Raw genomic sequence first — 26181 nt, 5'->3', positions numbered from 1 at the left:
CCATCTGTCGCGTGAGCCCCCACCACTGTCGCGCACACCCCCATCCGAAGAGGACACGATGAGCTACCCCCAGCAGCCGGGCCCCTACGGCCAGCCCCCACAGCAGCCGAACCCGTACGGCCAGCCCGGCGCCCCCGGTTACGGCTACCCGCAGCAGCCCCCGGCGCCGACGGCGCCGTACGGCGCCCCGCCGCAGCAGCCGCAGCCGGGCGGCTGGGGCCAGCCGCAGCCCCCCGGCCCGTACGGCCAGCAGCCGGGCCCCGGCATGCCGGGCCAGATGCCGGGCCAGATGCCGGGCCAGTACCCGCCGCCGGTGCCGCCGCAGGGCGGCGGCAAGGGCAAGGCGATCGGGATCGCGGTGGGCGCGCTGGTCGTGGTGGGCGCGATCGTGGGCGGGATCGTGTTCTTCATGGGCGGCGGGGGCAGTGACGGTGATGTGAAGCCGTACACGATGGTGCTGCCGGAAAAGCTCTTGGATGGCCAGTACTCCAAGAACACCGCTCCCGGCGCCGACACCGCCAAGGACACCGAGGACATCACCAACGACAAGACGGCCAAGGAGATGGGCATCTCCAACGGCATCGGCGTCAAGGGCACCTACACCAACGGCCAGAAGCAGATCCTTGGCGTGGTGGGTGCGTACGGCGAGCTCTCCGACCCCAACAAGACGGTCGACGCCATGATCGCGAAGATGGACGAGGGCGCGAAGAAGAACGAGTCCCAGTTCAAGGCACAGGTCGAAACCGTCACTCCGTGGACCGCCTTCACCCCGAGCGGCTTCGACGGCGCTGTCATGAAGTGCGAGACCAAGAAGTCCACCGTTTCCGTGGGCACCATGACCAGCTCCGCCGAGGTCAGCGTCTGCATCTGGGGTGACAAGAGCGCTGTGGGCATGGTCCGGCACCTGGTCTCGAAGAGCTCGGGCGGCCTCACCGGCGGCGCGGGCTCGCCCACCGGCAACGTCATGTCGGCCAAGGAACTCTCCGAGGCAGCGGCCAAGGTCCGCAACGAGGTCCGCAAGGAGAAGTAGGCCTGAGGGTCTCGAGAAAGACAGACGGGGGTCTGAAATGAGCTACAACCAGCCGGGTCCGTACGGCCCGCCGCAACCGCCGATACCGCCTCAGCAACCGCAGGCGGGAGCCTGGGGCCCGCAGCAGCAGCCGGCGCCGTACTACGGCCAGCAGCCGGGGATGCCGGGTCAGTACCCGGGCATGCCGGGCCCGTATCCGCCGCCGGTGCCGCCGCAGGGCGGCGGCAAGGGCAGGGCGATCGGCATCGCGGTGGGCGCGGTCGTCGTGGTCGGCGCGCTTGTGGGCGGAATCCTGTTCTTCACGTCCGGTGGCGACGGTGACGGCAAGGTGAAGCCGTACACGATGGAGATGCCGGAGACGCTGTTCGACGGCAAGTACACGAAGTCGAAGACGGGATCCCGGTCGCCCGAGAACCTCAGCAACGATGCCAAGATCAAGGAAATGGGCATCGTCAACGGGACGGGCGTGAAGGGCTCGTACGCCAACCCCGAGAAGCAGAAGCTGCGGGTGACGGGCGTCTATGGTGAGGTCGCCGATCCCAACAAGTCGGTCGACGCCATGCTGGCGAAGATGGACGAGAACCAGTCGCGGAGCGCGTCCACGTATGGGATGAAGCCCGTCCTCGTCTCCCCGACCGCCGTGTACCACCCGGGCGACTTCGACGGTGCGGTCATGAAGTGCCTGACGCAGAAGGCGGAGAAGTCCTACAGCAGCACGTCGACGCACACCGAGGTCAGCACGTGCATCTGGGGTGACAGCAGCGCGATCGGCATCGTCGAGCACCAGGTCACCAAGACCACGGGCGGCTTCGCCGGCACGGCCACCTCGGCGAGCGGCAACGTCATGTCCGCCAAGGAACTCTCCGAGGCCGCCGCCAAGATCCGCAACGCGGTCCGCAAGGAGAAGTGACCGTCACGGCCGTTGCGGCAGCCAACCTGCCGTCGCAACGGCCGTTACCCGCAGCCGCTGCTGCACGAGCCACTCACCACCAACAGCCATCAATTGGCTCAATCACTACTGGCCGCCTTTACCAGGCGCAAGTAGCTTCCTCCGGGTTGATCAAGTTCTTCGTCGACCTGGCGATACCGTCAGGCTGGGCGCAGATGGACAGAAGCGAGGGTGCCGCAGATGCGCAGGGGAATACGTCGAATGGCAGTAGCTGCAGGCACGATATTGGCTGCAGGGGCGCTACAGCTCGTTGTGACCGCTGAAGCCCAGGCCACGCCCGCGCAGTGTCGGTCGTATTTGCAGTCAGAGGGCTACATCGTCGGCCCCAACATCAAAGCCGCATGCGCTTCAGCCTCCAACAGTCCCATGGATGACGTGATACAGAGCAACATGCACTGCCAAGAGGGCCTGAGACTGCTCGGAGTCAAGTACGACGACGTGATTTTCGCTTGCCGGTATCACTAAGCCTCAGTAGTTCGTCTCCTCCGCCACGTAGGCGACTGCCGAGTTTGCAGCAGCAGTCCGCAAGGAGAAATAGGCCGGACGGCCGCCGCGACCACGATCACGTGGTCGCGGCGGCCGTTCGCTTCACCTGACGAGCGTCGCCCGCCAGGGCCGGTGGATGACCTCGCGGAACGCCGTGTGGGAGGGGCTGCGGCCGACGTGTCGGAAGGCCCAGTCCCGCGCGGCCTCGAACTCCTCCCCCGGCCCGGACGAGGCGCCGCACGCGATGCACTGCATCTCGAAGTCGACGGCCGGGGCCTCCGGCGCCACGTCCGGGCCGATCGTCCAGTCGGCCCACCGGATCACGGTGTGAGCGCTCACTTCTCCCACCTTCCGGCCATCTCCACGAGGGTCACGGGCCGCACGTCCTCGGGTGCCGCCTCCCACTCCAGTCCACCCCGCGGCGGACGAAGTTGCAGCCGCGGCCCCTCGTGCCCCATGACCTGGCCGACCTTGTCGCGGCGCGCGTCCACGACGAACGCACCCAGCTCGAGGGCGGTTTGACGCTCGGGGGCAGGGCAGCGGCAGACGACCGGTTCGGCGCGGCGGCGCCGGACGTCGATGCCGTGGGCGGTGACCAGGACGTGGACCGCCGACGATTGCGGCGGCGGCGCTGCGGCTGGAACCTCGACCGTTGCCGCCGGTGTGGGCGCCAACGCGACCCTTACCCGGCGGAAGAGGCGAGCGATAGAGTCCCGCATGTCATCAGCTCCTTGGAAACTGGTGGCCATGCCCCCGGGCCGGTCGGACGGTCGCGGGGGTCCTGTGACGAGTGCCACGGTAGCCACCTTGAGGCCCCTATATATAGCCAGCTACCCGTTCGGGTCTATATGTTCGATTGAGTGCGAACATATACAGTCCCTGCCGTGATGGAGTACGACCCGACGCGTCCCAAGTGGATTCAGATCGCCGACGTCATCCGACGGCGTATCAGCACTGGCGAGTACCCGCCGAACCACCTGATCTCCGAGGTGCGGATGGAGCAGGAGTTCGACGTTGCTCGGGTGACGATTCGAAAGGTGACCGCAGCCCTTCGGAAGGAAGGCCTGATCGTCACGACTCCCGGCATGGGATCGTTCGTCACCGCCCAGGACTCCACCACCTAGCGCCAAGGCGGCAACGCTCCCCCATCCGGAGGAGGACCACCCACGCACGTCATTCGGCCGACGGATGAGGTGACTTGGGGCGACGACCAGGATCGAAGGCGACTGATCTCTCAGCAGCGCACGCCTCCCGGATCGGAGCCATCCACGTGAACAGAACGACCCTTCGCCTCGCCACCCTCCTCGCCGCAGCGGCCGCCGTGACGGCAACCGTGGGCGTCGCCCCCGCCGTGTCGGCCGACCCCGCCCGCGACACCCCGGCCGCCGTCACGGCCACGGTTCCGGCCACGGCCACCACCACCGCCTCCATCAAGGGCTCGGCCCGCATGGCCTTCCCCGCGCCCGGCCACGACATCAGGATCACCGTCGACGCCCGCAGCACGTTCCCCTCAGCGGGCCATACCCTCCCGAGCGAGTCCTCGGGCACGTTCCGCATCTACCACAAGGTGGACCCGCTCAACGGCGAGCGGCCGAAGGTCTACTGGGGTGACTTCAAGGTGGACTGCATGACGTCCGGCGGCCCCAACGCGACCGTCACCGGCACGCTCGTACGTACCAGCCCCGATCACCCCTGGCAGAAGGAGCTCGACCCGAACGTCCGCATGGGCGTCAGCTTCTACGTCGCCGGCAAGGGCGGCGAGCCGAGCCGGATCGGGCTGTCCGGGGCCAGGAAGGGCGAGCAGCTCACCAAGTGCATGGCGCCGGCCCCCGACGCGGCAGTGATCGCGGGCGGTTACGACCTCAAGGCCAAAGGGCCGCTGAAGTAGGGCGCCTTCACTTCACCGCCGCGCTCTCCAGCACCGCGTCGACCTGCTCGCGCTCGGCCGGTCCGGCCGGCTGGGTGAGTCCGAGGAGGAAGGCGGAGCGGCTGTCGGAGACCGCGATGAGGGTCATGCGGAGGTGGGCGACGCCGCCCCTGCCGTCGTTCACCTTCAGCACCACGGTGTGCGCGGGGCGGCCGCTCACGGCCGTCGGCCGGGACGCCTCCCTCGTCGAGCTGCCGTCCGGGTAGAAGAACTCGGCGTTCGAGCGGGCCGCCCGCTCGGCCTGCCGCTGCAGGTCCGTTTCGGGGATCCCGCCGGCCCGGCCGGCGAGGACCACGGCGCCGCCCTTCTCGTCCCCGCCCTTCTCGTCCCCGCCCTTCCTCGTGATCGACGACGTGAAGGCATTGATGAGCTTCTTCCCCTCGTCGTGCTTCCACCCATCGGGTATCGCGTAGGAGAGGCCTGCCGCCTCGTCCGTCACCCGCGGCCGCCCGGCCAGCGGGCCGTCCTCGCCGCGCGTCAGCCACCAGCCGCCCACCCCGGCAGCCGCCAGCACGAGAACGACCACCGCCACGACACCGGCGACCACCGCCCGGCGATTCCCTGGCCGCGCCGCCTGAACCGGTGCCGCAACCGGCGGCGGGAACGGGGACGGGAACGCGGGCCCGAAGCCGGGCGCGTACCCGGGCTGCGGCGGGTACGACGGCGGGCACACGGGAGCGGGGGCAGGAGCAGGGGCGGGAGCGGGCGTCGTCATGCCCCCAGCATCCCCGCCGACCCCGTCCCCCGCCCTGAGCACTCCTACTCAGGCCACTACTCAGCTTTCCCGTGGCCCGCCGACTGGTAGGTAGGCACCCAGGGCAGCGGCCGCGACCTGGCAGAAATTCCCGAGCCCACTGGCCGACCGGCCAGCTACGATCACCGGCCATGCCTACCGATGCCCCATCCCCCGCCCACATAGTCGACCGCGCCCTCGACCGCATAGCCGCCGGATACGTCTTCCCCGACCGCGTCGACGCCATCGACACCGCCCTCCGCACCCGCCTCGCCGCCGGGGCGTACGACGGGCTCTCCGGCCCCGCCCTCTGCGAGACCGTCACCGCCGACCTCCAGCAGGCCTGCCCCGACCGGCACCTGCGGCTGCTGTGGCAGGACGAGCCGCAGTCGATGGACCCCGTCGACGAGGACGACGGGAAGGCCGCCTTTCTCGCGCTGATGCGGAACGAGAACCAGGGCGTGCGGCGCTTCGAGTTCCTGGACGGGGGCGTCGGGTACATCGACGTCCGGCGCGTCGCCTATCCCAGCGAAGGGGCCCGGACGATCGGCGCCGCCATGGAGATGGTGGCGGGCACCCGGGCGCTCGTCCTCGACCTGCGCGAGTGCCGCGGTGGCGCGCCCGAGGGCGCCGCCATGTGGTGCAGCTACTTCTTCCCCGACGACTCGACGCACCTCAACGACATTTACGAACGCGCCGGCGGCACCACCCGCCAGTACTGGACCTCCTCCCACCTCCCCGCGCCGCGCTACCTCGACCGGCCCGTGTACGTCCTCACCAGCGCCACCACCTTCTCCGCCGGCGAGGACATCGCGTACACCCTGCAGGCCCACGGCCGCGCCGTCCTCGTCGGCGAGACGACCCGCGGCGGCGCCCACCCCACCGCCCGCTACCCCGTCACGGAACACATCACCGTCACCGTTCCCAGCGCCCGCACCATCAGCACCGTCACCGGGACCAACTGGGAGGGCGTCGGCGTCGCACCGGATCTCCCCGTTCCCGCCGACCAAGCGCTCGACTCGGCACACAGCGAGGCTCTGCGACACATCGGGCACTCGAACGAGTGAACGCCCCCTGACCGCCGGACGGCCCTCCGCGGGCAGTCCTACCGTCAGGCCATGGTTACTTCGCACCACGAGGCAGCGCACCGGATCTTCCAGGACTGTCCGGAGCTGCTCGCGCCGGTGTTCCGGCTCCTGGACGTACCGTTTCCGGCGAAGGCATCAGTGGAGGTGCTCACGGCGGATGCCACCGAGATCAGACCGCTGGAGCGGCGCGTGGACAGCGTGCTGCGCATCGAGCCACCCGACGGCAGCAGCGGTTTCCTCCTGGCCATCGAGGCACAGGGGCGCCGCGACCCGGCCAAGGCGGTCAGCTGGGCGTACTACCTGTCCTTTCTGATGGCGAAGTACGCCTGTCCCGCGCTCCTTCTCGTGGTCTGCCACGACAAGGCGACGGCCAATTGGGCGGCCGGTCCCTTCCGGCTCGGCCCCGAGGGCTGGACCGCGCTGTCCGTACACCCTCTGGTTCTTGGACCCGTGAACGTTCCGGTCATCACCGACCCGGAGCGGGCCGCCCGGAACCTGGCGCTGGCGACGTTCTCGGCCATGACTCACGCCCGCAGTAAGGAAGCTCCGACCATACTGGAGGCGCTGGCACGTGCCCTGGCAATGGCCGACGAGGAGTCCGTCGCTTACTACGCGGAACTGTTGGAAATCGGCCTGGGAGAAACCCCGGCAGGAGACATCTGGAGGAACCTCATGCCCCGCAGCTACTTCCCCGGACGTGGCACCCTCATCGAGAAGACCTTCCTGGACGGCGAAGCCAAGGGACGAGCAGAGGGACGGGTGGAAGAACGTGCGCAGATGGTGCTGCACGTCCTGGAGAAGCGGGGGATCCCCGTGCCTGATGAGATCCGAGAGCGCGTCACGTCCTGCACCTACCTCGATATCCTGGCGGACTGGATGGATCGTGCCTTCGTCGTTTCCAAGGCCGAAGACATCTTCAACGACGAGCTCTGACACACCGGCACCATAAGAGGGGGCGCCCCGCCAACAGGCCGGGCGCCCCCTCAGTTCGTAAGAAACCTACGCGCTCTTCTCGTGCCGCTCCCCCGGCTCGTTCCCGCGCGTGCGCGGCACCAGGGTCGGGTTGACGTTCGACTGCACCACGTCCGCCGTGATGACGACCCGCGCGACGTCCTTGCGCGACGGGACCTCGTACATCACCGACATCAGGACCTCTTCCATGATGGCGCGCAGGCCGCGCGCGCCCGTGCCGCGCAGGATCGCCTGGTCGGCGATGGCCTCGAGGGCCGGGCGGTCGAAGTCCAGCTCCACACCGTCGAGTTCGAAGAGCCTCTGGTACTGCTTCACCAGGGCGTTACGCGGCTCGACGAGGATCTGGAGCAGCGCCTCGCGGTCGAGGTTGTGGACGGAGGTGATGACGGGCAGCCGGCCGATGAACTCCGGGATCATCCCGAACTTCACCAGGTCCTCCGGCATGACCTCCTGGAACTGGTCGCTGGCCTCGATCTCGCGCTTGGAGCGGATGGTCGCGCCGAAGCCGATGCCCTTCGCGCCCGCCCGCGACTCGATGATCTTCTCGAGGCCGGAGAAGGCGCCGCCCACGATGAACAGGACGTTCGTCGTGTCGATCTGGATGAACTCCTGGTGCGGGTGCTTGCGGCCGCCCTGCGGCGGGACGGAGGCCGTCGTGCCTTCCAGGATCTTGAGCAGGGCCTGCTGGACGCCCTCGCCCGACACGTCCCGTGTGATCGACGGATTTTCGCTCTTACGGGCGACCTTGTCGATCTCGTCGATGTAGATGATGCCGGTCTCGGCCTTCTTGACGTCGTAGTCGGCGGCCTGGATCAGCTTCAGCAGGATGTTCTCGACGTCCTCGCCGACGTAGCCGGCCTCCGTCAGGGCCGTGGCGTCGGCGATGGCGAAGGGGACGTTCAGCATGCGGGCCAGCGTCTGCGCGAGCAACGTCTTGCCGGAACCCGTGGGGCCGAGCAGCAGGATGTTGGACTTGGCGAGCTCGATGCCGTCGTCGCGGTTGTGGCCGCCGTTCTCGCCGGCCTGGACACGCTTGTAGTGGTTGTAGACCGCCACGGACAGGGCCTTCTTGGCCGCTTCCTGGCCCACCACATAGCCCTCGAGGAACTCGTAGATCTCCCGGGGCTTGGGCAGCTCCTCCCAGCGCACCTCGGAGGTCTCCGCGAGCTCTTCCTCGATGATCTCGTTGCAGAGGTCGATGCACTCGTCGCAGATGTACACACCAGGACCCGCGATGAGCTTCTTCACCTGCTTCTGGCTCTTGCCGCAGAACGAGCACTTGAGCAGGTCGCCGCCGTCACCGATGCGTGCCACGAGGTGCTTCCCCTTCGCCTGGGATCCGCCTTGCTCTGCGGACCCGGGTGCTTGCCTATCGACGGTACCTTGCCGGGCCCCCCGTGCGGGCCCCCCTTGGCCCTACTCGGCCAAGGGAGAACCCGTCGTCGGCGGCACGGTGGCCGAGACCGTTCCGGCCGGTGGGCGACGCCCGACCGGCCGGATCCGGATCAGACCGACACGGACGACTTGCGCGTCGAGACGATCTGGTCGACGAGACCGTACGCCAGCGCGTCCTCAGCGGTGAGGATCTTGTCGCGCTCGATGTCGTCGCGGATCTTCTCGATCGGCTGGGTGGAGTGCTTGGCCAGCATCTCCTCCAGCTGCGTACGCATGCGCATGATCTCCTGAGCGGCGATCTCCAGGTCGGAGAGCTGCTCCCGGCCCGTCTGGCTGGAGGGCTGGTGGATGAGCACGCGGGCGTTCGGCAGGGCCATCCGCTTGCCGGGGGTACCGGCAGCCAGCAGGATCGCGGCGGCGGAGGCGGCCTGGCCCATGCAGACGGTCTGGATGTCCGGCTTCACGAACTGCATCGTGTCGTAGATGGCCGTCAGGGCCGTGAACGAGCCACCGGGGCTGTTGATGTAGATCGAGATGTCGCGGTCGGGGTCCATCGACTCCAGGCACAGCAGCTGCGCCATGACGTCGTTGGCAGAGGCGTCGTCGATCTGGACGCCGAGGAAGATCACGCGCTCCTCGAAGAGCTTCGCGTACGGGTCGTACTCGCGCACGCCCTGCGAGGTGCGCTCGACGAAGCGCGGGACCACGTAGCGGCCCTCGGCCGGCAGGCCGGAGAACTGGGCCTGGGCCTGGGGGCCGGTGTAGAGGCCGCTGGGGGACGAGATGTTCATGCGGGTGTTCACCATCCTGGTGGCGGTCTGTGGGCTGGGGTACGGCTGAACGGCGGTACTGCCGGGACGAGGGTCCGCGCGGGCCCGGGAAGGAGCCCCGCGCGGGCCCTGGAAGGGCCTTGCGGCCCCTGAAGGGCCCCTGGGCCCGGGACGAGGCCCGGAACGCGGGGATCAGGCCCCGGTGCCGCCGCCGCCCGGAACGCCGGAGGCGTGCGTGATGATCTCGTCGATGATCCCGTACTCCTTGGCCTCCTCGGCGGTGAACCAGCGGTCGCGGTCACCGTCGCGGATGATCGTCTCCACGGTCTGGCCGGTGTGGTGAGCCGTGATCTCGGCCATGCGCTTCTTGGTGCGCAGCAGCTGCTCGGCCTGGATCTTGATGTCCGAGGCGGTGCCGCCGAGGCCCGCGGAGCCCTGGTGCATGAGGATGTCGGTGTTGGGCAGCGCGAAGCGCTTGCCCGGGGTGCCACCGGTCAGCAGGAACTGGCCCATGGAGGCGGCGAGGCCCATGCCGATGGTGACGACGTCGTTCGGGATGTACTGCATGGTGTCGTAGACCGCCATGCCGGCCGTCACCGAGCCGCCGGGGCTGTTGATGTAGAGGTAGATGTCCTTGGCCGGGTCCGCGGCCAGGAGGAGCATCTGCGCGGTGATCTTGTTGGCGATGTCGTCGTCGACCTGCTGGCCGAGGAAGATGATCCGCTCCCCGAGCAGCCGGTTGTAGACCTGGTCGCCGAGGCCACCACCGATGGCGATCTCACCGGCGGCGGAAGGCATCAGATTCGTCACGTATCCACCTGCTCGTCTCTGACGGCAACGGGCCGTCTCCGCGTCTTCTCTGGGGACCGGGGCCGGCACGGCCGGACCGCGTCCGGCGCACTGCCAAGTCTTCCCCTGCCCTCGTATCTACGGACCCTAACGCGCTGGTCGGCAGGCGCCATCCCGCATCAGGAACTGTTCGCTCTGAGCGCAGGTTCGACGGGGGCCACAGCCCTGCGGCACCACGCCCGCCGCCCCCGTGGAGCACGGCGGGCCCGGTCGCCGTCCCCTTCCGCCGGGTGGCGGCTGGGGACGGCGTCCGGGCCCGTCCGTAAAGGCTCCGTCCGGGCGGGCGCGAGGATTCCTCACGCCCCCCTGCGGATCAGCTGAGGCCGATCGGCTCGGCTCAGGCCTCGGTCTTCTCGTCGCCGGCCTCGGCGGCCTCGACGACGGCCTCGGCGGCCTCGTCCTCGTCCTCGAGGTCGACGACCTCGCCGTTGGAGTCCTTGACCGTGGCGGCCTCGACGACGGTCGCGAGGGCCTTGCCGCGGGCGACCTCACCGACGAGCATCGGGACCTGGCCCTGCTCGACGACGGCCTGCGCGAACTGGTCGGGGCTCATGCCGGAGGACTGGGCACGGCGCATGAGGTGCTCGGTGAGCTCCTCCTGGCCGACCGAGACCTTCTCCTTGTTGACGATCTCGTCGAGGATGAACTGGGTCTTGATGCCCTTCTCGGCCTGCTCCTTGAGCTCGGCCTCGAACTCCTCGGCGGACTTGCCCTGCATCTCCAGGTACTTGTCCAGCGTCATGCCGATCTGGCCGAGCTGGTGGTGCTCGAGGTTGTGCTTGCGGGTATTGACCTCGTCCTCGAGCAGCTTCTCGGGCATCGGCACCTCGACCAGCTTGATCAGCTCGTCGAGGACCTTCTCCTGGGCCTGGGTGGCCTGGTCGAACTTCTTCATCCGCTCGAGGCGCTTGCGGCTGTCCGCCTTGAGCTCCTCGAGGGTGTCGAACTCGCTCGCCAGCTGGGCGAAGTCGTCGTCCAGCTCGGGCAGTTCGCGGGCCTTGACGGCCTTGACGTCGACCTTGATCTCGGCGTCCTTGCCCTCGGCGCTGCCGCCCTTGAGCTGGGAGGTGAAGGTGGCGGAGCCGCCGGCCTCCAGGCCCTTGACCGCGTCGTCGATGCCCTCGAGCAGCTGGCCGGAGCCGATGGTGTAGTCGACGTCGGAGGCGACGCCGTCCTCGAGCACCTCGCCGTCGACCTTGGCCTCGAGGTCCACGGTGACGATGTCGCCCTCGGCGGCGGCGCGCTCGACCGGGGAGGTGGTGGCGAAGCGGTCGCGCAGCTGCTCGACGGACTTCTCGACGTCCTCGTCGCTGACCTCGACGGCGTCGACGGTGACCTCGATACCGGAGTAGTCCGGGATCTCCAGGGTCGGGCGGACGTCGACCTCGGCGGTGAAGGAGAGCAGCTCGCCGTCCTTCAGCTCGGTGATGTCGACCTCGGGCTGGCCCAGCGGGTTCAGGTCGGCCTCGTTGACCGCCTCGGTGTAGAACTTCGGAAGGGCGTCGTTGACGGCCTCCTCCAGCACCGCACCGCGGCCGAAGCGCTGGTCGATGACACGGGCCGGGATCTTGCCCTGGCGGAAGCCCTTCACCGTGACCTGCTTGTTGATCTTCTTGTACGCCGCGTCGAGGCTGGCCTTGAGCTCCTCGAAGGGCACCTCGACAGTGAGCCGAACCCGAGTCGGGTTCAGGGTCTCCACGGCGCTCTTCACGGTTCGGTCTCCTTGGGGCTGACTTCTTGGATTCTGCTGATGTTCAGCGGATCGCGCCCGGTAGAGAGACACACAGACGCGCAGCTTGCATAGTAACCGCAAGCAGGATGGGCCCCACAATGTGATCTTGCTGGTCGGGGTGGCCGGATTCGAACCGACGACCTTCCGCTCCCAAAGCGGACGCGCTACCAAGCTGCGCCACACCCCGTCGGTGCGAGACGTAGGGTACATGCCCCCGGGGGTGTCGGATGCCGCTTGAGCGGAGTACGGACGGGGCGCGGGCGGAGCACGGACCGGGGCGCGGGGGCGCGCGGGCGGGATGACGGACGTGATGACCGACGGGGCACGGACGGGGTCGCCGACGGGGGCCAGGGACCCGGTCGCGGGGGTGGCGTGCGGCGCACGGCCCCGACCCGCTACGATGCACTGCGTGCCGCCACGCGATCGGGCGTTCGGCGGCGCACGCGGGCGTAGCTCAATGGTAGAGCCCCAGTCTTCCAAACTGGCTACGCGGGTTCGATTCCCGTCGCCCGCTCCACGCTTGCGCGTCACGACGCCTCCGGCTCCGCCGGAGGCGTTTCGCATTTTCCCCGCGTGCCCTCAGAACTTGATGCCGTTTATGGTCTGGGCGATCGAGTCCAGGAACCGCTGGATGGACGGCGCCATGCCCGTGGAGGCCAGGAAGAAGCCGAAGAGGATGGCGACGATCGCGGGCCCCGCCTTGATGTTGTTGCTGCGGATCATCACCACCAGGATGATCGCCAGAAGCAGCACCACTGACAGCGAAATGGCCACAACTGATCACACCTTCGGTAGGACGACCGGCCCGCTCACCACCATCGTGCCATCAACTCACGCTCCGGTGCGATGCCGTGACGATTCGTCGGCTCGGACCAGGGACGCTGTCAGCGACGTGGACAGGAATCGCAGGCAGCGCGGAGTGGCGGATTCCATGCGTTCGGAGCAAAAGTCCGACTAAAGGCCCGGCAGGGTTCCGGCTGAAGCTCCGGTTTGGTTCCGGTTGAAGCTCCGGCTGGAGGTGCAACTGCAGGTCCGGCCGTGGGTAGGGCCTGGCGGCCAGGGGTTTTACGGGCTCCGCATCCGCCGCTAGGGTGCCTCGAATGTCCCCCACCGCCTCACCTGTCACAGTGGCCCCCGCTCCCACGCCACCGGTCGCGGCGGCCGGCGCCCCGGCCGGGCGCGACCCGTTCTTCGACAACGCGAAGTACCTGGCGATCGTCCTGGTCGCCCTCGGGCACGCATGGCAGCCGCTGACGTACACCAGTCAGGCGGCGACCGCGCTGTACTACACGGTCTACGCGTTCCACATGCCGGCCTTCATCCTCATATCGGGCTACTTCTCGCGCAGCTTCGACATGAGCCCCGCCAAGGTGAAACGCCTGATCACGGGCGTGGTGGTGCCGTATCTGATCTTCGAGTTCGGCTACACGTACTTCCAGCACTGGGCGGAGGACGACGCCCCGCCGGAGCCCGTCTCGCTGACCAACCCCTGGTACCTGAACTGGTTCCTGGCGGCGCTGTTCGTCTGGCGGCTGACCACGCCCCTCTGGAAGGTGATCCGCTGGCCGGTGCCGGTCGCGTGCGTGATCGCCGTGCTCGCCGCGGTCTCCCCCGAGGTCGGCAACGACTTCGACCTGCAGCGGGTGCTGCAGTTCCTGCCGTTCTTCGTGCTGGGCCTGCACATGCGGCGCGAGCACTTCGAGCTGGTGCGGCGGCGCTGGGTGCGGATCGCGGCCGTGCCGGTCTTCGCCGCGGCGATCGCGGTGGCGTACTGGAGCCCGCCGCAGTTGAACACCGAGTGGTTCTTCCACAACGACAGCGCCCAGGGCCTGCACGAGTCCGCCTGGACCGCCCCGCTCGTCCTCCTGGCCCTCTTCGCCGTCGCCGCCGTGCTCACGGCCTGCTTCCTGGCCTGGGTGCCCCGCCGGAAGATGTGGTTCACCGCGCTGGGCGGCGGCACCCTGTACGGCTTCCTGCTGCACGGCTTCCTGATCAAGCTGTCGCGGTGGTGGGAGTGGTACGACGCCGCCGACTGGATCCGCAAGCCGGTCGGCGAGGTCCTGGTGACCGTCCTGGCGATCGCGATGATGACGCTGCTGTGCACCCAGCCGGTGCGGCGGGTGTTCCGGTTCGTGATGGAGCCGCGGATGGAGTGGGCGTTCCGGAAGAAGTGACGAAGCCGGAAGAAGTGAAGAAGTAGAGGTGTGCGGAAGCGGAGGAGGCCCCGGCGTCGGACGACGCCGGGGCCTCCTCCCGTCTTCTCAGCTCTCCTCGGACGTCCGCAGGTAGCGCACCAGCTGCTCGAAGGCCGTCCAGCCCGCAGCGGAGGAGCCGTCGCCCAGCGGGTAGTAGAAGCCCGGCCGGGTGCTCGGGCCGAGCCGCACCGGGGGCTCCTCCAGCGGGGTGCGGCTCGCGTGGTCGCGGCCCACCGTGCGGACCTCCCCCGGGCCCAGGACGAACGCGAACGGCACCGGCGGCCGCTCGAAGCGGGGCGGGACGCTCAGGTCGCGCCGCGCCTCGCGCAGCTGGCACAGCATGGACTCCACGCCGTGCCCGGTCACCAGCACCTCGGCCAGCTTCCGCAGCTCCTCGAGCGGCGGCGCCTCGCCGGGGCCGTAGCCCACCGCGAGGGTGACGTCCTCCTCGACACCCTCGGCCGTGCGCACCACGCGCAGGGTCGCGTGGGCGGGGCGCTCGGGGGTGCCGACGGCCACCGTCCAGGTGGGCTGGGGGGCGCGCTCGTGGGCCAGTCGGGTCAGCTGCCGGCGGGACCAGGGCAGGTTCGCGGGCTCGGCGGTGCCCCAGCCGGCGGGCGGCCCGCCGGTCAGGGCCTGCCAGGCGGTCTCCAGGGCGCCGCCGAGGACGAGCTCGTCGTCGGGCTGGTGGCGGGTGCGGAAGGACAGCAGGAGCTGGCGCTCGTCGGTGGGGCCGACCTCACCGAAGGCGGGGGCGACGGGCGTCTCGCCGTTCTCGTCACGGGCCGGGGCGAAGGCGCCGTCCTGCCAGCGCAGCACCGCGCCGGACAGCCCGTCGTAGTAGCCGATGCGCTCGTCCTGCACGACCCACCGCGAGGGCGGTGCGGTCAGCAACGCGCGCGTGGCCAGAGAGAGTCGGCAGTGGCCGGGGGTGACGATCTGCAGGCCCCGGTCGCTGGCGGTGGCGGCCCGCAGGGCCTCGGAGAGCCATGTGGTCATGGCGATGACCGGACGATCCTGCAGGACGACGGCCGTCCGGTCGGTGAGCACGTCGACGGCCGGCTGGGCGGCGGCGGGCCCGGGGACGGCGGTGATGCCCGAGGTGTCGACGGGCGTGCCCGCGTCGTCCGTGCCGGGGGCTCCGGGCGGCCAGACGCGGCCGCCGAGCAGGTGGGCCAGACGCGCGGCGAACACGCCGGCCAGGGGCTCGGCCTGCGGTACGGCCGTGGAGGCGCGGGCCTCGATCCACCACAGGGGGCCGTCGCCGAGTTCCCGCTCGTCGACGCCGAGCAGGCGGGCGGCCTCACCGGGGACGCGCAGCAGCAAGGGGGCCTCGATGGAGACCAGCGGCCGGCCCTCTTCGCCGCAGAGCTGGACCACGGCGTCGTCGGCGGTGGTGTGGATCCGCAGGTCCGGGCCGCCGGCGAGCAGTCCGGCCAGGACGCTCCAGGCGTCCGGCATGCGCTCGGTGAGCGCGATCACGTCCTTGGTCATGGGTTACGCCCCCGTGGTGTCGGTGTCGTCGTCGGCCGCCAGCGCCGTCTGGATCAGCCGGACCGGCTCGCCGCGGCGTACGAGCGTGCCCCGGCCGGGGGGCTGGTACGCGGCGTAGACGCCGGGGAAGAGCTGGCCCTCCTGCCGGTCGCCGGTCATGACGACGGCGGTGGTGCCGCTCTCCCGGAGCGTCATCAGGAACGGCTCGTACAGCGCCCGTGAGGCGCCGGCCACGCGGCGGGTGACCACGAAGTGCAGGCCGATGTCCTGTGCGGAGGGGATGAACGGCAGGAAGGGCGCGAGCGGTTGCTGGCCGGCGGTGGTGAGGATGTCGTAGTCGTCGATGAGGATGACGATGCGCGGACCGGAGTACCAGGTGCCGGACGCCAGGGCGTCCTGGGTGTCGTCCGGCATGCGCTTCTCGAGCTCGGTGGCGATGCCGGTGGCCAGGGCGCCGCAGAGCCGGGAGTTGTGGGCGTAGCCGCCGCGGTACTCCTCGGGCACCAGCGTGCGCAGGCCGCGGCGCGGGTCCATGACGGCGAAGACGAGCTCGTCGTCGGAGTAGCGCTCCATCAGGCCCTGGGCGACCAGGCGCAGCAGGTTGGTCTTCCCGCACTCGCTGTCGCCGAGGATCATCAGGTGCTGGTCGCGCTGGAACAGGTCCAGCAGGACGGGGGCGAGGGCCGTCTGGTCCAGTGCGATCGGCACCCGGTTGGGCTCGGTGGTCGTCGAGGGCAGCGAGGCGGCCGGGATGCGGGCGGGCAGGACGCGCACCCGCTGGGCGCCCTCGCCGGACCAGGCCGAGGCGATGACGGTGACGGCCTGTTCGACGGCGGGGCCCAGCTCGGAGGTGGCGGCGAGGGAGTCGATGCGGGGCAGCGCGGTCTGCGCGAAGAGCTTGCCGTCGGTCAGGACGCGGCCGGGCTCGTCCGCGCCGAGGGTCTCGGCGAGCTTGCGGTCGATGCTGCTGTCGCCGGCGTCGTTCAGGCGCAGTTCGACGCGGGTGCCGAAGGTGGCCTGGGTGGCGATGCGGACGTCGTTCCAGCGGAGCATGGACGCCACGACATGGATGCCGTAGCCGCCGCCGCGCTTGAGGAGATCGGTGACGGCGTCCTCGATCTCGGCGAAGTCGTCGCGCAGGGCGCCGAAGCCGTCGATGACCAGGACGATCTCGGTGGAGGCGAGTTCCGGCAGCCGTCCGTCGGCGCGCAGTTCGCGCAGCCGCTCGACGGAGTCGATGCCGTGCTCGCGGAAGAGTTCCTCGCGTTCGGCGAGCATGCCGCGCACTTCCTCGACGGTACGGGCGGCACGCTCGCGGTCGGCGCGGCCGGCGATGCCGCCGACGTGCGGCAGTCCGCTCAGGGCGGCGAGGCCGCCGCCGACCAGGTCGAGGCCGTAGATGCCGACCTCGCGCGGGGTGTGGGTGAGCGCGAGGGACAGCGCCAGGGTACGCAGCAGGGTGGTCTTGCCGGACTGGGGGCCGCCGATGAGGGCTGCGTGGCCGCCGGCGGTGGTGAGGTCGAGGATCCACTGGCCCTGCCACTGCTTGGCGGGGTCGTCGAGGATGCCGAGTGGCACCTTGAGCGGGCCGGGACGCGCCGAGAGCTGCATGCCGCGGGCGCCGGCCTGCAGGGGGCCGGCGGCGGTGTCCAGTGCGATGGCCCGGGGCAGGGGCGGCAGCCAGATGGCGCGGGTGGGGGCGGCCGCCTCACGGAGCTGGTCGACGACGACGGACATGACGGTGGGGCCGGGGTTGCGGTGGCGCATGGCCGGTTCCTCGGCGCCGGAAGCCGGCCCGTCCTCGGGTTCGCCGAGGGTGTTGAAGTCGGGGTAGGACAGGACGGTGAGGCCCGCGTCCTCGGTGTCGCGCCGGGTGGGTCCGCGGTAGGGGCCGGAGACGAAGCCGGCCTTGAACCGCTCGTAGGCGCTGACGTCGACCTTGAGGTAGCCGAAGCCGGGGATGGGCGGCAGGTTGAAGGCGTCGGCGGTGTCGAGGACGGTGCGGGACTCGTCGGCGGAGAAGGTGCGCAGGCCGAGCCGGTAGGACAGGTAGGTGTCCAGGCCCCTGAGCTTGCCGCCCTCGATGCGCTGGCTGGAGAGCAGCAGGTGGACGCCGATGGAGCGGCCGATGCGGCCGATGGACAGGAACAGGTCGATGAAGTCGGGTTTGGCGGTGAGCAGTTCACCGAACTCGTCGATGACGACGAAGAGGTGGGGCAGCGGGTCGAGGTCGGGGCGGGTCTCGCGCAGCGCGGCGTAGTGGCCGATGTCGGCGACGTTGCCGGCGTCCTTGAGGACCTGCTGGCGGCGCTGGACCTCGCCGGCGAGGGAGGAGTGCACGCGCTCGACGAGGCCGGCCTGGTTCTCGAGGTTGGTGATGACGCCGGCGACGTGCGGCAGGTCGGCGAAGGGCGCGAAGGTGGCGCCGCCCTTGTAGTCGACGAGGACCATGGCCAGATCCTCGGGTGGGTGGGTGGCCACCAGGGCGAGGACGAGGGTGCGCAGGAGTTCGCTCTTGCCGGAGCCGGTGGCGCCGACGCACAGGCCGTGGGGGCCCATGCCGAGTTCGGAGGACTCTTTCAGGTCGAGCAGGACGGGTTCGCGGCTGTCGCTGACGCCGATGGGGACGCGCAGGAAGGCGCGTTCGCCGCGGGGCTGCCAGAGCCGGCCGGTGTCGAGGGCGGCCGGGTCGTCGATGCCGAGGAGTTCCATGAAGTCGACGGGGCCCGACAGGGGCGCGTCGACGAGGGATTCGGCGGACAGCCGCAGGGGTGCCAGCAGCCGGGCGATGCCCTCGGCGCCGGCGGCGGTGGCCGCGTCGGCGGTGCCGTGGGCGGTCAGCGGCTGGGCGGGGCGCAGGTCCTCCATGTGGACGCGGTCGCCGTCGACGGTGATGCGCAGGGAGACCTGGCCGGGTTCCTGTACGCGCTCGGCCACCAGGTGCAGCACGGTGACGCCCATGTCCGGCAGCGTGACGGCGTCGTCGGGGCGCGGCAGGTCGCGGGCGTCGGTGCCGTACTCGTCGCTGACGACGAGCAGTCGGCCGGCCATGTCGAGGGCGTCCCGGCCGGCCAGGCCGCGCCGGACCTCGGCGGCGTAGGAGGCGCGGGCGCGCAGGTCGCGGTGGATGAGCCGGGCGAGCTGGGGTGTGGAGGGGGCGATGCGGCGGGCGCTGACGGGCCCGTCGTGCTCCTCGGGGTCGAGGGTGTGGGGGAGCCACTTGAGCCAGGCCCAGTCGGCCATCCGCTCGCCGGGGCAGGCGAGAGCGAGGCCGAGGTCGTCGGGGGCGTGGGCGACGGCGGCCTGGGTGAGCAGGGCGCGGGCGACGCGCAGGACGCCTTCGCGGTCGCCGACGACGCTGACGTTGCCGACGCGGTCCAGGGGCACGGTCAGGGGGAGGTCGACAGCGGTGGAGAATCGATTCTTCAGCGCCCCGGCCTCATTGAGCATGAACTGGTCGGGCGGCGTGAGGACGCTGCTGCCGCCGGGCCTGCCGACGGTGACGGGCCGTACGGGCATCTCGCCGGTGCCCACCCGCACCCGCAGGAAGTCGGCGTCCAGGCGACGGCGCTCCCACAGCCGGGCGGGGTCGCGCACGATGTCGTACAGCGCCTCGGGCGGCGGGTCGAGCACGCGGGCCGCGGCGCGGCGTTCGCGCTCCTCGGCGGCCAGTTCGTCGCGCAGCTCCTCGAGGTAGTCCAGGTAGCGCTCGCGCTGCTGGCGACGGGTGCGCTGGGCCTTGCCGCGCTGCGACAGGAGCATGGCGACGGATCCGATGACGGTGACCACCAGCACGATCGCGCCGAGGGCGGCGAACTGGCTGTTGCGGATGACCGTCATCATCACGACGGAGCTCATGACGCCCGCGATGGGCATCAGGGAGTGCAGGGCGCCGCCCGTCTTGCCCTCGGGCAGGTTCGGCGGCGGCTCGATGGTGCGGGCCTCCGGGGTCGCCAGGGGCCGGGTGGTGCGCGCGGGGCGGTGGACTATGCGGGTGGTCATCGGGTGCGTCGCCTGCTCATGGCTCGGGTCAGGACCTCGGCTGCGAGTTCGGTGACGGCCTCGCGGGTGCCCTGGCCCAGGAGTTCGTCGCGGATGGGACCGCCGGCGGCCAGGTGCCGGTCGTAGGGAAGCATCAGCACCTTCACGCCGTCGAGCCCGAGGTGCTCGCTCGCCGCGTTCACGTCGAGCGTCATATGGGGGGACGACGCGGCGACGATCACCACGGTTCCCTCGAGCATCGTGGGTCTGCCGAGCGAGGCCATCCAGTCCAGCACCGCGCGGGTGCTGATGACGCCCTCGACGGTGGCGGGGGCGACGAGCACCCGGGCCTGGGCGGCCCACAGGGCGGTGCGGGACAGCTCGCTGGGCAGCGTCTCGCAGTCGACGACGGTGATGCCGAAGTAGCGACGCAGGGCGACCATCACCGAGCGGTACTCGGACAGTTCCAGCCGGCTGCCGACGCGGCCCTGGCTGCCGGGCAGCAGCCAGCCGCGGTCCGGGAGCTGGACGAGGTAGCCGATGACGTCGGTGATCCGCATCGACGGGTCGATGATCCGGGCCAGGTCGGCGGCCGTCCACTTCACCCTGGTGGCGCCGAGCCGGGCCGGGAGGGTGCCCAGGGCGGCGTCGGCCTCGAGGGTGAGCACCGGATCCTGACGGTAGTGCGCGTAGGTGCGGCCGAGGAGGGCGGCGACGGTGGTCTTGCCCGCGCCGCCGCGGATGCTGGTCACGGCGATCTGACGGCCCGTGGTGAGCGGCTGCTGCAGCGCCTGGGCGACGCGCGTCGCCTCGTCCACATCGCGGGTGGCCGAGGAGCCGACGAGCCGGCGCAGCGAGCGGGAGGTCCGCTTGACGGCGGAGTCGCCGCTGAGCGGCTTGCCCTTGATCAGCTCCTCGGGGAGCGGGATCTCGGTGGTGAGGGGGCTGGGCAGCGGCCGTGGGGCGGCGGGCTCGGGTGCCGGTGCCGGTGCGGGCGCCGGGGGCACGGGGGCGGAGGCCTCGGCCTCGCGCCTCGCGGCCACCTCCCCGAGCTTGTCCAGCTCCTTGATGTCGTCCGTCAGATTGCGCAGATTGCGCAGGACGTCGCCCTGCCAGTCGTCCTGGGACATGCGTCTCTCCCGCAACTCAGAACTGGTGGAGGAGGCGTACGTACACGCCGAAGACCCCGACGGCGAGCGGGAAGAGCGCGATCACTCCAAGGGTCTCGACGAGGTCCACGGCCCGGCGCAGCCGGACGCGTACGTGCTCGGGCGGCCGCACGGCCAGCACGCCCAGCGGTACGAGGGCCGCCGTGCACAGCGCCGCCAGCGGCCCGTACGGGGTGCCGGCGGTGTGGTCGATCCACAGCATCGCCAGGCGCACCAGCAGCACGAGGGCGCTCACGAGGAGCGCCACGACCTCGGCCACCAGCGGGAACGCCCGGGAGCGGGAGAGCAGGACGACGGCGAGGCCGCAGGCGAGCCCGACGGTCCAGCCGGTGGGCGCGGTCAGGGCCAGCAGGCCGCCCGCCGCGGCGGACGCGGCAACGACGACGGTGGCCAGCGCCAGGCCCCGGTGGGTGGCGGCCAGGGCGGTCTCGACCTGGTGGCGGCTGACGGAGGCACCGCCGGAGCGGCGGTCGTCGAGCGCGGTCAGCCCGGCGGCCATCAGCGCCAGGCGCGGCAGCAGGCCGAGCACGATGACGGAGACGACGGCGAGCACGGCACCGACCCGGGCCGGATCGTCCTGGAACAGGCAGACGACCTCCCAGACGGCGGCGGTCGCCGCGATCGCGCCGGCGCCGGTCAGGCCGCCGCGCCCGACGGGCGAGAACAGCCCGAGCAGCGCCAGGGTGACGGTCAGCGCGGCGGCCACGCCCGCGAGCCGGGCGGGCCCGGACCAGGCGTGCGCGTCGGCCGCGGCCCAGGCGGCGGCCAGGCCCAGCGCGCCGCCGGTCAGCATCAGGGTGATCCCGAGTGCGCGGCCGCCGGCCTTGGCGGTGACGGCCCCGGCGGCTGCCACGAGGACGGCCGCGACGGCCGTGCCCACAGCCACGGCCGCCGGGCCGAGGCTGGCGCGGGCGAGCAGGGCGGCGGTGACGGCCAGCGCCACCGTGGTCGCGCCCGCGGTCCAGCGCCGCGCCTCGGGGCGCCAGCGCCAGGCGCGTACGTCCAGGTCCTCGGCGACCTCGTCGGTGACGTCGTGCACGACGGGAGCGGAGGGAGCGTCGTCGACGCGGACGAGCCGCAGCACCGCGCCGTCGGGCACGGCGGCGTCCGCGAGGGTGCCGTCCTGCGGAAGAACCGTTCCTTCAGCGGTCATCAGATGACGGGCCATGGGACGGCCGCCACTGTGGTCGTCGTCCAGCAGCCGCAGAACGTCCGGGAGAAGCCGGCCGATTTGCTCGTCGGCGGGCAAAACAAGATCGACTCTTCGTCGTTCTCCGACGAGAGTGATCCTGCTCAATTCCGTGCGCTGCTTTGCCCCCACGTTCACCACGCGCCAGAACCTATCATCGGGGCGACTCCGTCACTTTGTGGGTCGGTTTGGGGGTTGATCCGGTGGTCGGTTTGCGCGTCTGCTTCGGTTTTGCCGATGCGCTGTGGGACGGCCGGGTGCGCGGCCGCGGCGAAGTCGAGGGCTCCGGCTCGGAAGCCGGCGCCGGCGGCGACGAGGACACCGCCGGGGGTGAAGGGGCCGGCGGAGACGAGGAAACCGACGGTGAGGAGAGCGACGGCGTAGCAACCGGCGCATAGCGCTGCTGTTGCTGTTTCTGCTGCTCTTTCTGCTTGGCCAGAGTGTGCTGAATGAACGACCACCCCACACAACCGGCACACAGCACTGCCGCGACGGCAATTCCGGCGAATACCTTGCCGAGCTTTTCGTCCGCACTGCGGCGGGCCCGCTGGGCGCCGTGGAGCAGTGCGTCCCGCATTCGCCGGCGCCGTACCGTCACCGACTCCAGTAGCTGGCTGTCGTAATCCTTCGTCATCTTTCCCCGTTTTCGTCGTACCAGGCCAGCAGGGTGGCCGGCACGGCGTCCAGCAGCCCGTCCCGCACGGCGGTCCCGATCCTGCCGTCGCAGAACCGCTCACCGCGCACGATCGCGGTGGCCGCGCGGACGGCCTCGGCGGCGCCCCCGGCGAACGTTCCGTCCGGCGCGAGTTTCGGCATCGGGTGGTCCATCCACCGGTACTTCGGCGTCACGGCACCGACGCCGGAGAGCGCGCCGACCACGCGCAGCAGACGCTCGCTGTAGAGCGGGTACCGCAGCTGGTAGGCGCCGTCGGGCCGCTGCCCGCCCTCGCTCCAGCGCACGTCGCGGTCCTCGTCGGTGAGCGCGGCCGCCGCCTCGCGCAGGGTCCGCCAGGCGCGCGCGTCGTCGCGGTGGAGCTGGGCCAGGAGCAGCCAGTCGTCGGGGTCGTTCAGCCCGAGCAGAGCGCGCACGCGCGCGTACTTCTCGCGCAGCCGCTCGCGGGTGGCCGCGTCGTCGAGGGCGCCAAGGCGGTCGGGGTCGGCGTTGTGGGCGAGGTCAGCGGCCTTGACCAGGAGTGCGCCGGGGGTGACGAGGATGCGGGCGGCGTAGTCCTCGAGGGCTTCGCCGGGCCGCTTGGTGACGGCCAGGACGATGTCCTTGGCGGCCTGGGGCAGCGGGGCCGCGGCCAGCCACTCGGCGGTCACGGCACCGTCCTCGACGGCATCGTGCAGCCAGGCGGCGGCGATCTGCGCCTGGCTCCCGCCGCGCTCGCGCACGCCATCGGCGACGGCGGCCAGGTGCTCGGCGTAAGGGCGGCCGGCCTTGTCGGTCTGCGCGGCGTGCGCACGGCGGGCGAGGGCCTCGACCTCGGCGAGGGTCATGGGTGTGGTCATGGGCGGTCCCCTTGTTCCAGTGCCTCGGCTACCCGCGCGCGGATGTCCGCGTCGCCGACCGTCAGCACATACTCGGCGAACCGGCGCTTGTCCGGTCCGTCCGCGCGGTCGACGATGGCCATGGCGTGGTTCAGCACCCGATGGTAGGAGGCGACCGCGATCACCTCCATGGCGAGGTCGACCGCCAGGGGCGCGTCGACGAGGGCCACGGCGCAGGCGAGGTCGACGAGCTGTGTAGGCCGGTCGAACCGGACCTGATCACCGGCCACCAGGGACCGCACCCCGCGCCGAATGGTCTCCTCGACGTCGTCGAGCATGACGGCGAGCGCGGCCTCGTCCAGCTCCGGTTCAAGTTTCTCGTCGAAGTACTCGCTGTCCGCGATGCGCACCAGGGCGCGCAGCGCCTCGATGCGCAGGCCGGTGGTCCCCTTCTCCTCGGCCAGGTCGCCGCCGAGGCCGACGGCCCAGGCCAGTTGCGCGAAGGTGCTGTCCACGGAGAACTTGCGGTCGACACTGAAGTCGTACCAGGGCGTGTTCCGCTCGTTCCTGGGGTCGGCGGCGGCCCGCAGCACGGCTTCGTAGCCGGCCCGTTCTCCCCACGCGGTCAGCACCATGCAGGCGACGAATCGCTCCAGCTCGGGGGCAGTGACGTCGTTCATCAACGCCGTGAATCCAGGGACGCGTTGGAGGTGGCGGGGGTCCTCGACGGCGCCGTAGATGACGTCGTCGATGTCGTCGGCGGGGTTGCCGTCGAAGTCGACGTACAGCAATGCGTCAAGGCCGCCCATGGAGTACCGGCACCTCTCTTGTCCTCGTCGCTCGTCGCTATGCCCCCCCGCCTGTGACCCTGCGTTCCTACGATCCGCGTGCGGCCTGGAAGGCCATGAACGCGACCCAGAGCACGGGTATCAACAGCCCCAGCGCGACGGGACGCTTGAACAGCGGCAGCCCGGGATCGAGCTGCGTGCCGGGCTGGCCGGGGACCGGGGGCTGGAGCTGGTTCAGCTTGAACCTGACGAATACGTTCCAGAGCAGGGTGAACGGCGTCAGGATGACGAGCGAGATGGGGCTCCACCAGCCCTGCACCAGCGTTTTGCCGGTCATTTCACGCCGCACGGCGGTGCCGCAGGTGCGGCAGAACGGACCATTCAGGGTGAGGAACCGCATCATGATCAAAATGCCCTGATGGCCGCGGACGGTCACCTGGGCGGCGGGGAATCCGCCGCAGATTCGGCAGTACGCATGCGCGGGGTGAGGCGCCGGGAATCCGGGCTGGGCGGCCGGGAATCCGGGCTGCGGCTGGAAGCCCTGCTGAGCCGGAAAGCCGGGCTGCTGGGGGAAGCCGGGCTGGGCCGCATTGCCGGGCTGCTGCTGGAAGCCGGGCTGCTGCGGCGGAAAGTGCTGAGGCGGTACCTGTGCCGGGAACGGCTGAGGCTGCGGTTGCGGCGGAGTCGCCACGAATGTCCCCCGAATCAATCAAATAAACCGGAATCGGTGCGGCTTTGGGCCCGCACCGACGCGCCATGTCTATCAACGTTGAATTACGCGTGCAACGCGCACCGAGTCGTCGGCGTCAGTTGTGCGGATAGCGTTCACGCGGAAAGAGCGATTCACCGTGGTCCGGGACCGGTCCGTGAAACATGGACGCGAGATCGTCGGCGATCTCCGCGACGACGGCACGTCCTTCGGTCTGCGCCAGCCAGTACGACGGCAGCGCGGAGTCGCCGTGCAGGGCGCCGAGGAGGTTGCCGCAGAGGGAGCCGGTGGAGTCGCTGTCGCCGGAGTGGTTGACGGAGAGGAGGAGTGCGGCGGCGACGGAGTCCTGGTGAACGAGGGCGGCGTAGACGGCGATGCCGAGGGCCTCCTCGGCGATCCAGCCGCCGCCGAGGGTCTCGAGCTTCTCCGGGGTGGGCGCGCTGCCATCGGCGGCAAGAGCAAGGGCCGCGCGAAGGGCGGCGGTCGTCTCGCCATGGCCCGGGTAACGGGCGAGGAGTTCCAGGGCCCGCAGGACGGAGCCCTCGAGCGAGTCGCCGTTGAGGAGATGACGAACGATCGCGGCGAAGGCGCCCGCCGCGTAGTAGCCGGTGGGGTGCCCGTGCGTGATCTGCGCACAGCAGGCGGCGAGCTCGAAGGCGTCGCGCGCGGACGCGCCGGTGAGCCCGAAGGGAGCAGAGCGCATGACGGTCCCGCAGCCCTTGGACTGCGAGTTGACCGGGCCCGGCGTGCCGTCGAGGGGCCAGCGGGGGTCGGGCCGGTGCTCCTGCCCCAGCCCGAGCCTCAGCCCGGACAGACAGGCATTGCCGGGCGCGCGTCGCGCGTAAAGCCAGGGCTGCAGCCGCAGCCACCCCGACCGGACGACGTCGAGCCGGTCACGCGCGGACGGCGGGGCCGGATGGTCCTGAGTGTCGAGCCACCGCAGGTAGGCGTGCCGCACACACGAGACCTCCGCCCCGCCGATGCCCTTGCCCTGCGCACGAGCCTCGGCGCGGACGAGCCCTTCCGCCGTGAAGAGCGTCATCTGCGTGTCATCGGTGACCCGCCCGACCACACCCTCACCATCGGCCACCATGCCGGTGACGCCGGCGGGCCCGTACGCGGAGCGAATGGCGGAGAGCGAGAGAAACTCGACGGGGTTCCCGAGGGCGTCCCCGACGGCACCGCCGAGCAGACACCCACGAATACGCGCGCGGAGGGCGTCTGTCACCACTGA

23 protein-coding genes, 2 tRNA genes and 2 pseudogenes are annotated in these 26181 nt (G+C 70.6%); 9 read left to right on the top strand and 18 right to left on the bottom strand.

What is annotated here, in order from left to right:
- The first annotated feature begins 58 nt into the window (after positions 1 to 58).
- Positions 59 to 1030 carry a hypothetical protein gene (locus ACIG36_RS01780; protein WP_399920220.1) on the top strand — a complete coding sequence of 324 codons (972 nt, stop codon included), beginning with the start codon at positions 59 to 61 and terminating at the stop codon, positions 1028 to 1030.
- 37 nt (positions 1031 to 1067) lie between these two features.
- A complete protein-coding gene (locus ACIG36_RS01775) occupies positions 1068 to 1940 on the top strand; it encodes a hypothetical protein (protein ID WP_399920217.1) in 873 nt (290 codons plus the stop codon).
- Positions 1941 to 2567: 627 nt separating this feature from the next.
- Here ACIG36_RS01775 and ACIG36_RS01770 read toward each other — a convergent pair.
- Both ACIG36_RS01770 and ACIG36_RS01765 read right to left on the bottom strand, forming a co-directional pair.
- On the bottom strand, positions 2568 to 2804 hold the full coding sequence (locus ACIG36_RS01770; RefSeq protein ID WP_399920214.1) for a hypothetical protein: 237 nt from the start codon (positions 2802 to 2804) through the stop codon (positions 2568 to 2570).
- Complete coding sequence (locus tag ACIG36_RS01765) at positions 2801 to 3184, bottom strand: hypothetical protein (protein WP_399920211.1); 384 nt, start codon at positions 3182 to 3184, stop codon at positions 2801 to 2803. Before ACIG36_RS01765 ends, ACIG36_RS01770 begins: the two co-directional genes overlap by 4 nt.
- Before the next feature lie 168 nt (positions 3185 to 3352).
- Between ACIG36_RS01765 and ACIG36_RS01760 the strand changes: the two genes are divergently transcribed.
- Both ACIG36_RS01760 and ACIG36_RS01755 read left to right on the top strand, forming a co-directional pair.
- The gene (locus ACIG36_RS01760; protein WP_399922121.1) at positions 3353 to 3589 is read left to right on the top strand and encodes a GntR family transcriptional regulator; all 237 of its coding nucleotides are present in this window, start codon (positions 3353 to 3355) and stop codon (positions 3587 to 3589) included.
- A 146-nt stretch (positions 3590 to 3735) separates the two neighbouring features.
- Positions 3736 to 4353: a hypothetical protein gene (locus ACIG36_RS01755; RefSeq protein WP_399920208.1), complete on the top strand. Its 618-nt coding sequence runs from the start codon at positions 3736 to 3738 to the stop codon at positions 4351 to 4353.
- 7 nt (positions 4354 to 4360) lie between these two features.
- Here ACIG36_RS01755 and ACIG36_RS01750 read toward each other — a convergent pair whose 3' ends face one another.
- Positions 4361 to 4939 (bottom strand): hypothetical protein, encoded by a 579-nt coding sequence (locus ACIG36_RS01750; RefSeq protein WP_399920205.1) that lies wholly within the window; start codon positions 4937 to 4939, stop codon positions 4361 to 4363.
- Between the two features lie 338 nt (positions 4940 to 5277).
- Between ACIG36_RS01750 and ACIG36_RS01745 the strand changes: the two genes are divergently transcribed.
- Positions 5278 to 6192, top strand: a complete 915-nt coding sequence (locus ACIG36_RS01745) for a S41 family peptidase (protein WP_399920202.1) — start codon at positions 5278 to 5280, stop codon at positions 6190 to 6192.
- A 51-nt stretch (positions 6193 to 6243) separates the two neighbouring features.
- The gene (locus ACIG36_RS01740) at positions 6244 to 7146 is read left to right on the top strand and encodes a hypothetical protein (protein ID WP_399920199.1); all 903 of its coding nucleotides are present in this window, start codon (positions 6244 to 6246) and stop codon (positions 7144 to 7146) included.
- Positions 7147 to 7212: 66 nt separating this feature from the next.
- Here ACIG36_RS01740 and clpX read toward each other — a convergent pair whose 3' ends face one another.
- The 5 genes from clpX to ACIG36_RS01715 all read right to left on the bottom strand — a co-directional run bounded on the left by clpX (position 7213) and on the right by ACIG36_RS01715 (position 12118).
- On the bottom strand, positions 7213 to 8499 hold the full coding sequence (clpX, locus tag ACIG36_RS01735; RefSeq protein ID WP_086566545.1) for an ATP-dependent Clp protease ATP-binding subunit ClpX: 1287 nt from the start codon (positions 8497 to 8499) through the stop codon (positions 7213 to 7215).
- Between the two features lie 191 nt (positions 8500 to 8690).
- Complete coding sequence (locus tag ACIG36_RS01730) at positions 8691 to 9386, bottom strand: ATP-dependent Clp protease proteolytic subunit (RefSeq protein WP_399920196.1); 696 nt, start codon at positions 9384 to 9386, stop codon at positions 8691 to 8693.
- A gap of 156 nt (positions 9387 to 9542) precedes the next feature.
- Positions 9543 to 10148 carry an ATP-dependent Clp protease proteolytic subunit gene (locus tag ACIG36_RS01725; RefSeq protein WP_399922119.1) on the bottom strand — a complete coding sequence of 202 codons (606 nt, stop codon included), beginning with the start codon at positions 10146 to 10148 and terminating at the stop codon, positions 9543 to 9545.
- 388 nt (positions 10149 to 10536) lie between these two features.
- The gene (gene tig / locus ACIG36_RS01720) at positions 10537 to 11910 is read right to left on the bottom strand and encodes a trigger factor (protein ID WP_399920192.1); all 1374 of its coding nucleotides are present in this window, start codon (positions 11908 to 11910) and stop codon (positions 10537 to 10539) included.
- Positions 11911 to 12041: 131 nt separating this feature from the next.
- Positions 12042 to 12118, bottom strand: a tRNA-Pro gene (locus ACIG36_RS01715).
- A gap of 256 nt (positions 12119 to 12374) precedes the next feature.
- Between ACIG36_RS01715 and ACIG36_RS01710 the strand changes: the two genes are divergently transcribed.
- A tRNA-Gly gene (locus ACIG36_RS01710) sits at positions 12375 to 12448 on the top strand.
- Between the two features lie 62 nt (positions 12449 to 12510).
- On the opposite strand, the gene ACIG36_RS01705 is transcribed toward ACIG36_RS01710, so the two are convergent.
- Entirely contained in the window at positions 12511 to 12705 is a 195-nt protein-coding gene (locus ACIG36_RS01705) for a hypothetical protein (RefSeq protein ID WP_399920189.1), read from the bottom strand.
- 326 nt (positions 12706 to 13031) lie between these two features.
- On the opposite strand from ACIG36_RS01705, the gene ACIG36_RS01700 reads away from it, so the two are divergent.
- The gene (locus tag ACIG36_RS01700) at positions 13032 to 14105 is read left to right on the top strand and encodes an acyltransferase family protein (RefSeq protein ID WP_399920186.1); all 1074 of its coding nucleotides are present in this window, start codon (positions 13032 to 13034) and stop codon (positions 14103 to 14105) included.
- Positions 14106 to 14192: 87 nt separating this feature from the next.
- On the opposite strand, the gene ACIG36_RS01695 is transcribed toward ACIG36_RS01700, so the two are convergent.
- The 4 genes from ACIG36_RS01695 to eccD are packed head-to-tail and all read right to left on the bottom strand — an operon-like array spanning position 14193 to position 22100.
- Positions 14193 to 15620 (bottom strand): DUF6177 family protein, encoded by a 1428-nt coding sequence (locus ACIG36_RS01695; protein WP_399920183.1) that lies wholly within the window; start codon positions 15618 to 15620, stop codon positions 14193 to 14195.
- 3 nt (positions 15621 to 15623) lie between these two features.
- Positions 15624 to 19622 carry a type VII secretion protein EccCa gene (eccCa, locus tag ACIG36_RS01690; protein ID WP_399920180.1) on the bottom strand — a complete coding sequence of 1333 codons (3999 nt, stop codon included), beginning with the start codon at positions 19620 to 19622 and terminating at the stop codon, positions 15624 to 15626.
- Positions 19619 to 20731 carry a type VII secretion protein gene (locus ACIG36_RS01685; protein ID WP_399920177.1) on the bottom strand — a complete coding sequence of 371 codons (1113 nt, stop codon included), beginning with the start codon at positions 20729 to 20731 and terminating at the stop codon, positions 19619 to 19621. Before ACIG36_RS01685 ends, eccCa begins: the two co-directional genes overlap by 4 nt.
- A gap of 16 nt (positions 20732 to 20747) precedes the next feature.
- Positions 20748 to 22100, bottom strand: coding sequence for a type VII secretion integral membrane protein EccD (gene eccD, locus ACIG36_RS01680; protein ID WP_399920174.1), 1353 nt, complete (start codon positions 22098 to 22100; stop codon positions 20748 to 20750).
- Positions 22101 to 22162: 62 nt separating this feature from the next.
- Between eccD and ACIG36_RS01675 the strand changes: the two genes are divergently transcribed.
- Positions 22163 to 22357 carry a hypothetical protein gene (locus ACIG36_RS01675; protein WP_399920171.1) on the top strand — a complete coding sequence of 65 codons (195 nt, stop codon included), beginning with the start codon at positions 22163 to 22165 and terminating at the stop codon, positions 22355 to 22357.
- 232 nt (positions 22358 to 22589) lie between these two features.
- Here the strand turns inward: ACIG36_RS01675 and ACIG36_RS01670 are convergent.
- The 5 genes and pseudogenes from ACIG36_RS01670 to ACIG36_RS01650 all read right to left on the bottom strand — a co-directional run.
- Positions 22590 to 22964 (bottom strand): annotated as a pseudogene (locus ACIG36_RS01670) (DUF6508 domain-containing protein); the annotation flags it as partial.
- Between the two features lie 63 nt (positions 22965 to 23027).
- Positions 23028 to 23471, bottom strand: a pseudogene (locus ACIG36_RS01665) (HD domain-containing protein); the annotation flags it as partial.
- Positions 23468 to 24259 (bottom strand): hypothetical protein, encoded by a 792-nt coding sequence (locus ACIG36_RS01660; protein ID WP_399920168.1) that lies wholly within the window; start codon positions 24257 to 24259, stop codon positions 23468 to 23470. The pseudogene ACIG36_RS01665 and the gene ACIG36_RS01660, both read right to left, overlap by 4 nt.
- A gap of 67 nt (positions 24260 to 24326) precedes the next feature.
- Positions 24327 to 24929 (bottom strand): hypothetical protein, encoded by a 603-nt coding sequence (locus tag ACIG36_RS01655; protein ID WP_399920165.1) that lies wholly within the window; start codon positions 24927 to 24929, stop codon positions 24327 to 24329.
- A gap of 115 nt (positions 24930 to 25044) precedes the next feature.
- Complete coding sequence (locus ACIG36_RS01650) at positions 25045 to 26178, bottom strand: ADP-ribosylglycohydrolase family protein (protein ID WP_399920162.1); 1134 nt, start codon at positions 26176 to 26178, stop codon at positions 25045 to 25047.
- Positions 26179 to 26181: the final 3 nt, after the last annotated feature.

This window comes from Streptomyces sp. NPDC053048, from assembly GCF_044547045.1.
Classification (GTDB): domain Bacteria; phylum Actinomycetota; class Actinomycetes; order Streptomycetales; family Streptomycetaceae; genus Streptomyces.
Note: the sequence above shows the minus strand (reverse complement) of the source record. Positions and strands in the feature narration are given on the sequence as shown.